Source organism: Streptomyces sp. NPDC085932, from assembly GCF_044540525.1.
GTDB lineage: Bacteria > Actinomycetota > Actinomycetes > Streptomycetales > Streptomycetaceae > Streptomyces > Streptomyces levis.
The window spans coordinates 216,839-229,519 of record NZ_JBITSJ010000004.1 but is presented as its reverse complement, the minus strand read 5'-3'; the positions used below and the strand labels follow the sequence as shown (position 1 = coordinate 229,519).

General features: G+C 70.6%; 10 protein-coding genes. 7 read left to right on the top strand and 3 right to left on the bottom strand.

Annotation, left to right across the window (positions count from 1 at the left end; translation table 11 throughout):
- Positions 1-14 precede the first annotated feature (14 nt).
- Complete coding sequence (locus ACIGAQ_RS21310) at positions 15-2,333, bottom strand: (Fe-S)-binding protein (protein ID WP_362276294.1); 2,319 nt, start codon at positions 2,331-2,333, stop codon at positions 15-17.
- A 243-nt stretch (positions 2,334-2,576) separates the two neighbouring features.
- Between ACIGAQ_RS21310 and ACIGAQ_RS21305 the strand changes: the two genes are divergently transcribed.
- The 6 genes from ACIGAQ_RS21305 to ACIGAQ_RS21280 all read left to right on the top strand — a co-directional run bounded on the left by ACIGAQ_RS21305 (position 2,577) and on the right by ACIGAQ_RS21280 (position 9,253).
- Positions 2,577-3,590, top strand: coding sequence for an MraY family glycosyltransferase (locus tag ACIGAQ_RS21305; protein WP_399784979.1), 1,014 nt, complete (start codon positions 2,577-2,579; stop codon positions 3,588-3,590).
- Positions 3,591-3,684: 94 nt separating this feature from the next.
- The gene (gene dnaK, locus ACIGAQ_RS21300; protein ID WP_311678084.1) at positions 3,685-5,541 is read left to right on the top strand and encodes a molecular chaperone DnaK; all 1,857 of its coding nucleotides are present in this window, start codon (positions 3,685-3,687) and stop codon (positions 5,539-5,541) included.
- A complete protein-coding gene (gene grpE / locus ACIGAQ_RS21295; RefSeq protein WP_311678082.1) occupies positions 5,538-6,194 on the top strand; it encodes a nucleotide exchange factor GrpE in 657 nt (218 codons plus the stop codon). The genes dnaK and grpE overlap by 4 nt, the downstream gene beginning before the upstream one ends.
- A gap of 30 nt (positions 6,195-6,224) precedes the next feature.
- On the top strand, positions 6,225-7,403 hold the full coding sequence (gene dnaJ, locus ACIGAQ_RS21290) for a molecular chaperone DnaJ (RefSeq protein ID WP_311678081.1): 1,179 nt from the start codon (positions 6,225-6,227) through the stop codon (positions 7,401-7,403).
- 5 nt (positions 7,404-7,408) lie between these two features.
- Positions 7,409-7,861 (top strand): heat shock protein transcriptional repressor HspR, encoded by a 453-nt coding sequence (locus ACIGAQ_RS21285; protein WP_010032111.1) that lies wholly within the window; start codon positions 7,409-7,411, stop codon positions 7,859-7,861.
- Between the two features lie 282 nt (positions 7,862-8,143).
- Entirely contained in the window at positions 8,144-9,253 is a 1,110-nt protein-coding gene (locus tag ACIGAQ_RS21280) for a sugar ABC transporter substrate-binding protein (protein WP_394814157.1), read from the top strand.
- Here the strand turns inward: ACIGAQ_RS21280 and ACIGAQ_RS21275 are convergent.
- Complete coding sequence (locus ACIGAQ_RS21275; RefSeq protein ID WP_399784973.1) at positions 9,246-10,451, bottom strand: DUF418 domain-containing protein; 1,206 nt, start codon at positions 10,449-10,451, stop codon at positions 9,246-9,248. The two genes, ACIGAQ_RS21280 and ACIGAQ_RS21275, sit on opposite strands and share 8 nt — an antisense overlap.
- Positions 10,452-10,681: 230 nt before the next feature.
- Between ACIGAQ_RS21275 and ACIGAQ_RS21270 the strand changes: the two genes are divergently transcribed.
- Complete coding sequence (locus tag ACIGAQ_RS21270; protein WP_362276307.1) at positions 10,682-11,725, top strand: helix-turn-helix transcriptional regulator; 1,044 nt, start codon at positions 10,682-10,684, stop codon at positions 11,723-11,725.
- Here the strand turns inward: ACIGAQ_RS21270 and ACIGAQ_RS21265 are convergent.
- A complete protein-coding gene (locus ACIGAQ_RS21265) occupies positions 11,688-12,677 on the bottom strand; it encodes a LuxR C-terminal-related transcriptional regulator (RefSeq protein ID WP_362276310.1) in 990 nt (329 codons plus the stop codon). The two genes, ACIGAQ_RS21270 and ACIGAQ_RS21265, sit on opposite strands and share 38 nt — an antisense overlap.
- Positions 12,678-12,681 lie beyond the last annotated feature (4 nt).

Genomic DNA, 12,681 nt, shown 5'->3' with positions numbered 1-12,681 from the left:
CTCGGGGGAACCGGCTACTTCACCGGCTCCGGCTCCGGCGCGTTCTCCGAGTCCGCCGTGCCCGCCGGGGGCTCGTCGTCGCCGTCGGTGTCCTCCGGCTCCGCCGGGACCGGGGTCTTCACCGAGTCCAGCAGGAGCTGGGCGACGTCCACGACGGTGATGGACTCCTTCGCCTTGCCCTCGTTCTTCTTGCCGTTCACCGAGTCCGTGAGCATGACCAGGCAGAACGGGCAGGCCGTCGAGACGATGTCGGGGTTGACCGACAGGGCCTCGTCCACGCGCTCGTTGTTGATGCGCTTGCCGATGCGCTCTTCCATCCACATCCGCGCGCCACCCGCGCCACAGCAGAAGCCCCGCTCCTTGTGGCGGTGCATCTCCTCGTTGCGGACGCCGGGGACGGCGGCGATGATCTCGCGCGGCGGCGTGTAGATCTTGTTGTGGCGGCCCAGGTAGCACGGGTCGTGGTACGTGATGATGCCCTCGACCGGCGTGACCGGGATGAGCTTGCCCTCGTCCACCAGGTGCTGCAGCAGCTGTGTGTGGTGGATGACCTCGTAGTCGCCGCCGAGCTGCGGGTACTCGTTGCCGAGCGTGTTGAGGCAGTGCGGGCAGGTGGCGACGATCTTCTTGGCCGACCTGGGCTTCGCCGACTCGGGCGTCACCTTGCCGTCGTCGTCCATCTCCTCGCCGAACGCCATGTTCAGCGCCATGACGTTCTCCATGCCGAGCTCCTGGAACAGGGGCTCGTTGCCCAGGCGGCGGGCGGAGTCACCGGTGCACTTCTCGTCGCCGCCCATGATCGCGAACTTGACGCCCGCGATGTGCAGCAGCTCCGCGAAGGCCTTCGTGGTCTTCTTGGCGCGGTCCTCCAGGGCGCCGGCGCAGCCGACCCAGTAGAGGTACTCGACCTCGGACAGGTCCTCGATGTCCTTGCCGACGACCGGGACCTCGAAGTCGACCTCCTTGAGCCACTCCAGGCGCTGCTTCTTCGCCAGGCCCCAGGGGTTGCCCTTCTTCTCCAGGTTCTTGAGCATCGTGCCCGCCTCGGACGGGAACGCGGACTCGATCATCACCTGGTAGCGGCGCATGTCGACGATGTGGTCGACGTGCTCGATGTCGACCGGGCACTGCTCGACGCACGCGCCGCAGGTGGTGCAGGACCACAGGACGTCCGGGTCGATGACGCCGTTCTCCTCCAGCGTGCCCACCAGCGGACGCTCGGCCTCCGCCAGGGCGGCGGCGGGCACACCCGCCAGCTGCTCCTCGGACGCCTTCTCCTCGCCCTCCATCGTCTTGCCGCCGCCGGCCAGCAGGTACGGCGCCTTGGCGTGCGCGTGGTCGCGCAGCGACATGATCAGCAGCTTCGGGGAGAGGGGCTTGCCCGTGTTCCAGGCGGGGCACTGCGACTGGCAGCGGCCGCACTCGGTGCACGTGGAGAAGTCCAGCAGGCCCTTCCAGGAGAACTGCTCGACCTGGGAGACGCCGAAGACGTCGTCGTCGCCCGGGTCGGTGAAGTCGATCGGCTTGCCGCCGGACGTCATCGGCTGCAGGGCGCCCAGCGCGGTGGAGCCGTCGGCGTTGCGCTTGAACCAGATGTTCGGGAACGCCAGGAAGCGGTGCCAGGCCACGCCCATGTTGGTGTTCAGGCTGACCGTGATCATCCAGATCATGGTCGTGCCCAGCTTGATCATCGCGAAGAAGTAGACGAGGTTCTGCAGCGCCGCGACGCTCAGGCCCTTGAAGGCCAGGACCAGCGGGTACGAGGCGAAGTACGCGGCCTCGTAGTGGTCCACGTGGTGCAGCGCGCCCTCCAGGCCCCGCAGCACGTAGATCGCCAGGCCGATGGTGAGGATGACGTACTCGACGAAGTACGCCTGGCCCATCTTCGAGCCGGCGAAACGGGACTTGCGGCCCGGGCGCGACGGCAGGTTCAGCAGGCGGATCACCATCAGCGTGGCGATGCCGAGGGTCGTCATGGCCGCGATGAACTCGATGTAGAGCTCGTACGGGAGGAAGCCGCCGAGCACCGGCAGGATCCAGTCGGCCTGGAACAGCTGGCCGTACGCGGTGATGATCGTCGGCGGCAGCGTCAGGAAGCCGATCGCCACGAACCAGTGCGCGATGCCGACGATGCCCCACCGGTTCATGCGCGTATGGCCGAGGAACTCCTTCACCAGCGTGACGCTGCGCTGGTAGGGGTTGTCGGTCCGGGTACCGGCGGGCACGGGCTGGCCCAGCTTGAAGTACCGGACGAACTGGCCGATCGCGCGTGCGAGCAGCGCGACGCCGACCACGGTCAGTACCAGCGACACGATGATCGCGGCGAGTTGCATGGGGGCTCCTCGGGCCTGCGAGGGGTTTCGTCGGGGTGACCTGTCGTCTCCGAGGGTTCCCCGAAATTACTAAGCGGTAACTTATGCAGTCCGTCTGAGACTACCCCTATCTTCCGCCGCACTGTAGCCGGGTGGGCAGTGATCTGAATCGCTGAGGGTTGCCTCAGAAGCGCTGCGGAATCCGGCCGCGATCCCGTCGTGTTATTCGTACCGAATTGTCATAGTGACGCCTAACTTATATCCGTGCTCTACGGGATCGCTGCCGCCGCCACCGCCCTCCTCCTCACCGCCCTGCTCGCGGCCGCCCTGCGGATCCCCGCCCTGCGGCTGCGGCTGGTCGAGCGGCGGCGGCAGCGGGAGGTGCCGTTGTCCGGCGGCGTGGCCGTCGTGGCCGTCACCGGGGCGGTGGCCGGGGTCGAGGAGTGGGGCGGCGCGGCCGGGAGCGGGATCGGCGGGCTGCTCGTCGCCGGCGGCTTCGTCGCCCTGCTCGGGCTGGTCGACGACGTGTGGCGGCTGCGGCGGCGGGTGCTGGCCGGCGGCACGGCCGTGGCCGCCGCCTGCGTCGTGCCGTACGGGGAGACGGGCGTGTTGCCCGGGCTGCTCGCCGTCGTCTGGGCCGTGGGGGTGACCCTCGCCTTCCGGGGGCTGGACCACGCCGACGGGCTCGCCGGGACGGCCGGGGTGGTCGGCGCCTTCGGGGCGGCGGCCTGTGCGGCGGTCGACGTCATGGACGGGGTCGCCGGGCTGATGAGCATGCTGGCCGCCGCGCTGACCGGCTTCCTGCTGCACAACTGGCACCCCGCGCGCGCGGGCCTGGGCAGCTGCGGGTCCATGTCCGCGGGGTTCGTGATCGCCCTCGCCCTGGTGCATGTCCGGGCCGGGTTCGGGCTCGCGGAGAGCGCGGGGGTCCTCTTCGCGCTGACCGCCCTGGCCAGCGCCGACGCCGTGCTGGTGCTGCTGACCCGGCGGCTGGGCGGGCGGCCCGCCGCCCGCGGCGCCCCCGACCATCTCGCCCACCGGCTGCGGCGGCTCGGGCTGACCGTGCCGGGCATCACCCTGCTGCTGGGCCTCGCGGCGTTGTCCGGCGCGCTCGTCGGGGTACTCGCGCACGCCGAGCGGGTCGGGAGCGACGCGCTGTGGTGGGTGGGGGGCGGGGCACTGCTGGTGGTGTTGTCCCTCTCCCGTGTGCCCGTGTACGCCGCTCGACGCTCAGTATCGCCGCAGGTCGGAGCGCCATTGCGTGTAAGGAACGGATAAGAGTTGAGCCCGGTCGACTCAGCTCTGTTGACCGGTGGGGAGCCGTCGTGCACACTTGAGTCCGTTCCACTCAAGTCAGCTGGAGGAATCAACCATGGCACGTGCGGTCGGCATCGACCTGGGCACGACTAACTCCGTCGTCAGCGTTCTGGAGGGCGGCGAGCCCACCGTCATCACCAACGCCGAGGGCGCCAGGACCACGCCGTCCGTCGTCGCCTTCGCGAAGAACGGTGAGGTGCTCGTCGGCGAGGTCGCCAAGCGCCAGGCGGTCACGAACGTGGACCGGACCATCCGCTCCGTCAAGCGCCACATGGGCACGGACTGGAAGATCGAGCTCGACGGGAAGCCCTTCAACCCGCAGCAGATCAGCGCGTTCGTGCTGCAGAAGCTGAAGCGGGACGCCGAGGCCTACCTGGGCGAGAAGGTGACCGACGCGGTCATCACCGTCCCGGCGTACTTCAACGACTCCGAGCGCCAGGCCACGAAGGAGGCCGGCGAGATCGCCGGTCTGAACGTGCTGCGCATCGTCAACGAGCCGACCGCCGCCGCGCTGGCGTACGGCCTCGACAAGGACGACCAGACCATCCTGGTCTTCGACCTCGGTGGCGGTACGTTCGACGTCTCGCTGCTGGAGATCGGCGACGGCGTCGTCGAGGTGAAGGCCACCAATGGTGACAACCACCTCGGTGGTGACGACTGGGACCAGCGCATCGTCGACTACCTGGTCCAGCAGTTCCAGTCCGGCCACGGCGTGGACCTGGGCAAGGACAAGATGGCCCTGCAGCGTCTGCGCGAGGCCGCCGAGAAGGCGAAGATCGAGCTGTCCTCGTCCACCGAGACCTCGATCAACCTGCCCTACATCACCGCCTCCGCCGAGGGCCCCCTGCACCTCGACGAGAAGCTCACCCGCGCCCAGTTCCAGCAGCTGACCGCGGACCTGCTGGAGCGCTGCAAGACGCCGTTCCACAACGTCATCAAGGACGCCGGCATCTCCATCAGCGAGATCGACCACGTCGTCCTGGTCGGCGGCTCGACCCGCATGCCCGCCGTCGCCGAGCTCGTCAAGGAGCTGACCGGCGGCAAGGACGCCAACAAGGGCGTCAACCCGGACGAGGTCGTCGCCATCGGCGCCGCCCTGCAGGCCGGTGTCCTCAAGGGCGAGGTCAAGGACGTCCTGCTCCTCGACGTCACCCCGCTGTCCCTCGGCATCGAGACCAAGGGCGGCATCATGACCAAGCTCATCGAGCGGAACACGACGATCCCGACCAAGCGGTCCGAGATCTTCACCACCGCCGAGGACAACCAGCCGTCCGTGCAGATCCAGGTCTACCAGGGCGAGCGCGAGATCGCGGCGTACAACAAGAAGCTCGGGATGTTCGAGCTGACCGGTCTGCCCCCGGCGCCCCGCGGCGTCCCGCAGATCGAGGTGTCCTTCGACATCGACGCCAACGGCATCATGCACGTGACCGCGAAGGACCTGGGCACGGGCAAGGAGCAGAAGATGACCGTCACCGGCGGCTCCTCGCTGCCGAAGGACGAGGTCGACCGCATGCGCGAGGAGGCCGAGCGCTACGCGGAGGAGGACCACAAGCGCCGCGAGGCCGCCGAGTCCCGCAACCAGGGCGAGCAGCTCGTCTACCAGACCGAGAAGTTCCTCAAGGACAACGAGGACAAGGTCCCGGGCGAGATCAAGACCGAGGTCGAGGAGGCCGTCGCCGAGCTGAAGGAGAAGCTCAAGGGCGAGGACACGGCCGAGATCCGCACCGCCACGGAGAAGGTCGCCGCCGTCTCCCAGAAGCTGGGCCAGGCCATGTACGCCGACGCCCAGGGCGCCCAGGCCGCCGGCGGTGCCTCCGCCGGAGCCGGCGCGGGTGCCGGTGACGCCAAGGCCGACGACGACGTCGTCGACGCCGAGATCGTCGACGAGGACCGGAAGGACGGTGCCGCGTGACGGAGGAGACCCCGGGCTTCGACGAGCAGCAGCCCGACGTCCCTTCCGGCGCCACCTCCGACGACGCCGAGCCGAAGGCCGCCTCCTCCTCCCCGGAGGAGAAGGCGGCCCCGGCCGGGGACACGGGCCAGGACGCCGGTCTGGTGGCCCAGCTGGACCAGGTACGCACCGCGCTCGGTGAGCGCACCGCGGACCTCCAGCGCCTCCAGGCCGAGTACCAGAACTACCGCCGCCGGGTCGAGCGCGACCGGATCGCGGTCAAGGAGATCGCCATCGCGAACCTCCTGACCGAGCTCCTGCCCGTGCTCGACGACATCGGCCGCGCACGCGAACACGGCGAACTGGTCGGCGGCTTCAAGTCCGTCGCCGAGTCGCTGGAGAGCACCGCGGCGAAGATGGGCCTGCAGCAGTTCGGCAAGGAGGGCGAGCCCTTCGACCCGACGATCCACGAAGCCCTGATGCACAGCTACGCACCGGACGTCACCGAGACGACCTGCGTGGCGATTCTGCAGCCCGGGTACCGGATCGGCGAGCGCACCATCCGCCCCGCGCGGGTGGCGGTGGCCGAACCCCAGCCGGGGGCACAGACGGTCAAGGCGGAGGAGTCCGCCGAAGCCGACGACAAGGAGAGCGGTGGCCCGGACGAGGGCTGACGTGGACGAAGGGAAGGAGGGGCGTCGAGGATGAGCACCAAGGACTTCATCGAGAAGGACTACTACAAGGTCCTCGGCGTCCCCAAGGACGCCACCGAGGCCGAGATCAAGAAGGCGTACCGGAAGCTCGCCCGCGAGTTCCACCCGGACGCCAACAAGGGAAACGTCAAGGCCGAGGAGCGCTTCAAGGAGATCTCCGAGGCCAACGACATCCTCGGTGACCCCAAGAAGCGCAAGGAGTACGACGAGGCGCGCGCCCTCTTCGGCAACGGCGGCTTCCGCCCGGGGCCCGGCGGCGCGGGCGGCTCCTTCAACTTCGACCTGGGCGACCTCTTCGGGGGCGGCCAGGGGGGCCAGGGCGCCGGCGGCTTCGGCGGCGGCCTCGGTGACGTCTTCGGGGGCCTGTTCAACCGCGGCGGTGCCGGCCCGGGCACGCGGACCCAGCCCCGGCGCGGCCAGGACATCGAGTCCGAGGTCACGCTCAGCTTCACGGAGGCCATCGAGGGCGCGACCGTCCCGCTGCGGATGTCCTCGCAGTCGCCCTGCAAGGCCTGTTCGGGCACCGGCGACAAGAACGGCACGCCGCGCGTGTGCCCGACCTGCGTCGGCACCGGGCAGGTCGCCCGGGGCAGCGGCGGCGGCTTCTCGCTCACCGACCCCTGCCCCGACTGCAAGGGCCGCGGCCTGATCGCCGAGACCCCCTGCGACGTCTGCAAGGGCAGCGGCCGGGCCAAGTCCTCGCGGACCATGCAGGTGCGCATCCCGGCCGGCGTCAGCGACGGCCAGCGGATCCGGCTGCGGGGCAAGGGCGCGCCGGGCGAGCGCGGCGGCCCGGCGGGCGACCTGTACGTGGTCGTGCACGTCGACTCCCACCCGGTGTTCGGCCGCAAGGACGACAACCTCACGGTCACCGTCCCGGTCACCTTCACCGAGGCGGCCCTCGGCGGCGAGGTCCGGGTGCCGACGCTCGGCGGCCCGCCCGTCACGCTGAAGCTGCCCCCCGGCACGCCGAACGGCCGTACGATGCGCGCCCGGGGCAAGGGCGCGGTCCGCAAGGACGGCACCCGCGGCGACCTCCTGGTCACCGTCGAGGTGAGTGTCCCGAAGGACCTGACGGGGAAGGCTCGTGACGCACTCGAGGCGTATCGCGAGGCGACCGCGGGTGAGGACCCGCGGGCGGAGCTGTTCCAGGCCGCGAAGGGAGCATGAGTCAGATGGACGGTCGTCGACGCAACCCGTATGAACTGACCGAGGAGACCCCGGTCTACGTCATCTCGGTGGCGGCCCAGCTGTCCGGCCTGCACCCGCAGACCCTGCGCCAGTACGACCGTCTGGGCCTGGTGTCCCCGGACCGCACGGCCGGCCGGGGCCGGCGCTACTCGGCCCGCGACATCGAACTGCTCCGCCAGGTGCAGCAGTTGTCGCAGGACGAGGGCATCAACCTGGCCGGAATCAAGCGCATCATCGAACTGGAGAACCAGGTCGCGGCCCTCCAGGCCCGGGTGGCCGAGCTGGAGGACGCGCTCGACGGCGCCGCGGCGGCGATGCGCCAGCGCGAGGCGGCGGTGCACGCGTCGTACCGCCGGGACCTGGTGCCGTACCAGGAGGTGCAGCAGACCAGCGCGCTGGTGGTGTGGCGGCCGAAGCGGCAGCAGCAGTCCGACTGACGCGCTCATCGCGCGGAAAGGGGCCGGGAGTCGACTCCCGGCCCCTTTCGCGTGCCTTGTCTGCGTTGCGGGCGTTTTCGCGCCCCTCCCTCTCGATGACCGGGCCGTGCGCGGGACTTGAAGATGATTCCGCAGAGTCTTCACAACTGCTGCGGAGCGTGGTGTTGTCATCTCGTTAAGTGGTTCCGCTTGACGGTGGGGGGCGCGTCCGCGTTGTCTTTTCAGACACATGGGCCGCAATGCTGTGCCCACGTCCGAATCACACGCGAAGTGAGCTTCCGCATGCGTCGTCGTATCGCCATATCCGTGGCCGCCGCCACGATCTCCGCCACGCTCGCCGGCTGCGGCGTGCTCAACGCGACCGGGAGCAGTGACGACGCGAGCCCGACCAAGGGCAACGACATCACGGTGGGCCTGCTGCTGCCGGAGAAGGCGAACACGCGCTACGAGAACTTCGACTACCCGATCATCAAGCGGAAGGTCGAGTCGCTCACCAACGACAAGGGCCGCGTCGAGTACGCCAACGCCGAGGCGGACGCCGACAAGCAGGCGAGCCAGATGCAGAAGATGATCGACGACCGGGTCGACGTGATCCTGCTGGACGCGGTCGACTCGCACGCCATCGCCGACGGCGTGAAGAAGGCCAAGGAGGCCGGCATCCCGGTCATCGCCTACGACCGGCTGGCCGAGGGGCCGATCGAGGCGTACATCTCGTTCGACAACGAACTGGTCGGCGAGGTCCAGGGGCGCTCGCTGCTGGAGGCCATCGGCGAGAAGGCGAGCCTGTCCGACAAGATCGTCATGATGAACGGCTCGTCGACGGACCCCAACGCCAAGCAGTTCAAGGCCGGGGCGATGTCCGAGCTGAACGGCAAGGTGACGATCGCGCAGTCCTTCGACACCAAGGACTGGAAGCCGGAGAACGCCGAGGCCAACATGGCCGAGGCGATCGCGAAGATCGGCAAGGACAACATCAAGGCCGTCTACTCGGCCAACGACGGCATGGCCGGCGGCATCGTCAAGGCCCTGGAGGCCGCGGGCGTGACCGACCTGCCGCCCATCACCGGCCAGGACGCGGAACTCGCGGCCGTGCAGCGGATCCTCGCCGGCGAGCAGTACATGAGCGTCTACAAGTCGTACCCGCAGGAGGCGGAGAACGCCGCGGAGATGGCCGTCGCCAAGGTGCAGGGCCGCGACATCCAGTTCGCCGCGCTCACCCGCGACAAGGTCGACAGCCCCACGCACAAGGGCATTCCGGCCCAGCTCGTGCCGGTGGTGGCGCTGACCAAGGAGAACATCGAGGACACGGTCGTGGCCGACGACATCTACAAGGTGTCGGACATCTGCACCACCAAGTACAAGGCGGCGTGCCAGGCGGCCGGTCTCAACTAGCCGGTTCCGGTGCGTGCGGGGCCCGGGTCCGTCCCGGGCGGCGCGCCAGGGTGATCGCCCGGAGCAGCCATTCGGCGGGCCCGTGCCGGAAGCGCCGCAGCCACGCGGTGCTCAGGGCCAGCTGGAGCGCGTACACGGCGAGGGCGAGCAGCAGCACGGCGGCCGCGCCCAGGCGCCCGTACAGGGACAGGCCGTACGCCGTCGCCGCGCACATCACGATCAGGGACTGCCCGAGGTAGTTCGTGAGCGCGAGGCGGCCCGCCGGGACGAAGAGGCGCCGCACCCGGTCTCCCCGCGGGGAGTCCAGCAGGAGCAGCAGCAGGCACGCGTAGGCGGCCGACAGGGCCGGCGCCGTCAGGGTGCCCACGCCGACGCCCAGGAGGTGCCAGCGGTCCTCCAGCGGCCCCTGGGCGGCGGAGGCGAAGAACACCGCCCCCGGGATCCCGACGGCCAGTCCGGCGACCGCGGTCCGCCGCAGCCGGGCGCGGCCCACCCCGCCGGGAGCGAGCAGACCCCGCTTGCCCGCCGCCAGGCCGAGGAAGAAGGCAGCCAGCACGCCCGGGGCCATCAGCAGCACGGCGACGAGGGTGAGCGGCAGCCGGTCGAGGTTCTCCCGTACGACCGTGCCGGCGGTGCCGCGGTAGGCCGCCACGGCGTCGGCGATCGTCCTGTGCGGCACGGGCTCCTCCTCGTCCACCGCCGTCGTGAGTGCCCCCAGCGCGACGAGGACGACGCCGAACACGCCGTAGATCCAGGCGGCGGCCTTCACGGCCGTGGCCGGTGCGATCCGCCGCGCCCACAGCAGGACCAGGCCCAGCAGGCCGTAGGTCATGAGGATGTCGCCGGTGTACAGCAGGACGGCGTGTGCCAGGCCGAGCAGCACCAGGCCCAGGGACCGGCGCAGGAAGCGCGCGGTGACGGACCCGCCGTCCCGCTCGGCGGAGACCGCCTGCAGCGTGAAGCTGTAACCGAACAGGAACGAGAACAGCAGGTAGAACTTGCTCGACGCCAGCGCCGTCACCAGCCAGACGGCGACGTGGTCCACGGGCGTCGCGCCGGGGTCGCGGAACCCCTCCGCCTCCCAAGGGCTCATCATCTGCGCGCTGTTGACCACCAGGATGCCCAGCAGGGCGAAGCCCCGCAGCGCGTCCACGGCGGGCAGCCGCCGGCGGTCGGCCGGTTGCCCCGGGTCGTTCATCTCTCCCCCCTCGCCGGGCAGGCGGGCCCGGCCCGTGATCACAAAAGGTCGCACATCGCCTGCGCGTTCGGCACCCCCTGGTGCGGCAACAAGCCAGGTGGGACCGAGCGGGGGCACAGACCTGACGGCACGTGAGAGAACTCCGGCCCGGGGGAGCCGTGTTGCGGAGCAGGTCCCGGCCGCGCATAGTTGCGCTGCGGAAGACGGCGTAACCGGGGGTGGAACGGGCGATGGCCGGGCACGGGGCGGAGGAGCATCCTCACGGTGCCGACCGGCTGTGCGAGGCCGGGGATCGCGTGTATTCCCGGGCCGTACGGCGGGGCCGGGTCGCGCGCCGGGACGCGGAGCCGGTGCCCTGCCTGCTGGAACTCGCCCTGCTGCACCCCGACCCGGACGACATGGACTGGCTGGTGCCGACCTCTCCGCAGGAGGTCATGACCCGGCTGCTGCGCGGGATGTACGACGAGGTCAGCGCGAGTCAGCGGCGGGTGGGTTCGGCCGTGGCCGCGTTCGAGCGGTACGCCGGGCTGGGCCGCCAGGTACAGCCGGCCGCCGCGGCCGCGGAGGGCCCCGCGATCCGGGTCCTGGACGGACTCGCCCGGATCCAGGCGGCAATGGACGAGGCGACCCAGGCGTGCACGACCGAGGTGCTCACGGTGCAGCCGGGCGGCATCCGCCGCGAGGCGGAACTCTCCGAAGGGCTGCACCGGGCGCTGGCGCTGCGGGGCCGCGGGGTACGGATGCGGGACCTGTACACCCATGTCGCCCGGCACGGACAGGGGTTGCTGACGTACCTGGAGCTGATGGGCGACGCGGTCGAGGCGCGCACGCTGGACGAGGTCATCGACCGGCTGATCCTGTTCGACCGGACGGTGGCGTTCATCCCCGCCAACACCGACCGGACGATGGCGCTGGAGCTGCGCCACCCCGCGCTGATCGAGTATCTGGTCACGGTCTTCGAGCGGCTGTGGCGCCTGGCGATCCCGCTGACGGCCCCGCTGCCCGACACCGGCATCGAGGGCATCTCCCACCGGGAGCAGTCCATCGCGGCGCTGCTGGCGGAGGGCCACCAGGACGCGGTGATCGCGGAGCGCCTGGGGATCAGCGTCCGTACCTGCCGGGCGCACATCGCGCGGCTGTCGGAGACGCTGGGGGCGGCGAGCCGTACCCAGCTGGGCGTGCGCATCGCCCAGGCGGGCCTGGACGGGCCTCCACAGGGCGCCGCCGCCCCGCAGGTCAGTCTTCCGGGTCGAGAATCCCGGACTGCCCGATGAGATACCCGAGCTGGGCCCTGCTCTGACTGCCCAGGGTGGCGGCGAGTTTGGCGATGTGGACGCGGGCGGTGCGGATGTTCATCCCGAGCCGGTCGGCGATGACGGCGTCGGTGTGCCCTTCGACGAGGAGGGTGGCGATGGCGCGCTGGCGGGGGGTGATGCCGTCGCGGGAGGGCTGGGGGGCGGCTTCGGGGAACACCGGGGTGGCCAGGCGCCAGAGGCGGTCGAACGTGGTGGCCAGGAACCGGACGATGGCCGGGTGGCGGATCTCCAGTGCGAGGTCCCGGCTGCCGTCGGCGGGGATGAAGGCGACCTCCCGGTCCACGAGGATGAGCCGGTCGGTGATCTCGTCCAGGGCGCGCGCCTCGACGTCGCCGTCCAGCCGGTCGTGGTAGGCGACGGTCGTGGGGGAGTGGCGGAGCGTGTGCGGGTAGAGGGTGCGGATGCGTCCGCCCCGGTCCAGCAGCGTCTGGTCGCGGCGGATGGCCAGGGCGTAGGCCGCTTCGACGCGCTGCGGCGGCAGACCGGCGCGTGGCTGGATGGTCAGCAGTTCGCGGGACGCGTGCGTCAGCACCTCGGTGAGTGTCCTGTTGATCGTGTCCTTTCCGCTGAGGAGCCGCAGCGTCGGCGTGGTGTCCGCGGCCGTGCCGTACCCCTCGACGGTCATGAGGGCTTCGAAGGTCTCGGCCAGCCGCTCCTCGCGTCGCCGTTCCCGGGCGATGCGTTCGGCGCTGGTCCGCAGCAGCCGGTGCAGGGCCACGGCCGGCGCGACGGGCTCCAGCCGGTGCGGATCGTCGACGGCGGGCTGCAGCAGGCCGAAGTCCGTCAGACAGGGGGCGGCGTGGGCCTCGCCGGTGTCCACGCGGCCCTCACGCAGGGCACGTTCGTACAGTTCCGTGCCGGCACGGCACAGGTCCTCCGGGGCGTGCGGGGGGTGTGGTGCCGAAGTCACCCGG

Coding starts and splice junctions, on each gene's coding strand:
- ACIGAQ_RS21310 (WP_362276294.1), bottom strand. CDS start 2,333: ATGCAACTCGCCGCGATCATCGTGTCGCTGGTACTGACCGTGGTCGGC.
- dnaK (WP_311678084.1), top strand. CDS start 3,685: ATGGCACGTGCGGTCGGCATCGACCTGGGCACGACTAACTCCGTCGTC.
- dnaJ (WP_311678081.1), top strand. CDS start 6,225: ATGAGCACCAAGGACTTCATCGAGAAGGACTACTACAAGGTCCTCGGC.
- ACIGAQ_RS21285 (WP_010032111.1), top strand. CDS start 7,409: ATGGACGGTCGTCGACGCAACCCGTATGAACTGACCGAGGAGACCCCG.
- ACIGAQ_RS21280 (WP_394814157.1), top strand. CDS start 8,144: ATGCGTCGTCGTATCGCCATATCCGTGGCCGCCGCCACGATCTCCGCC.
- ACIGAQ_RS21275 (WP_399784973.1), bottom strand. CDS start 10,451: ATGAACGACCCGGGGCAACCGGCCGACCGCCGGCGGCTGCCCGCCGTG.
- ACIGAQ_RS21270 (WP_362276307.1), top strand. CDS start 10,682: ATGGCCGGGCACGGGGCGGAGGAGCATCCTCACGGTGCCGACCGGCTG.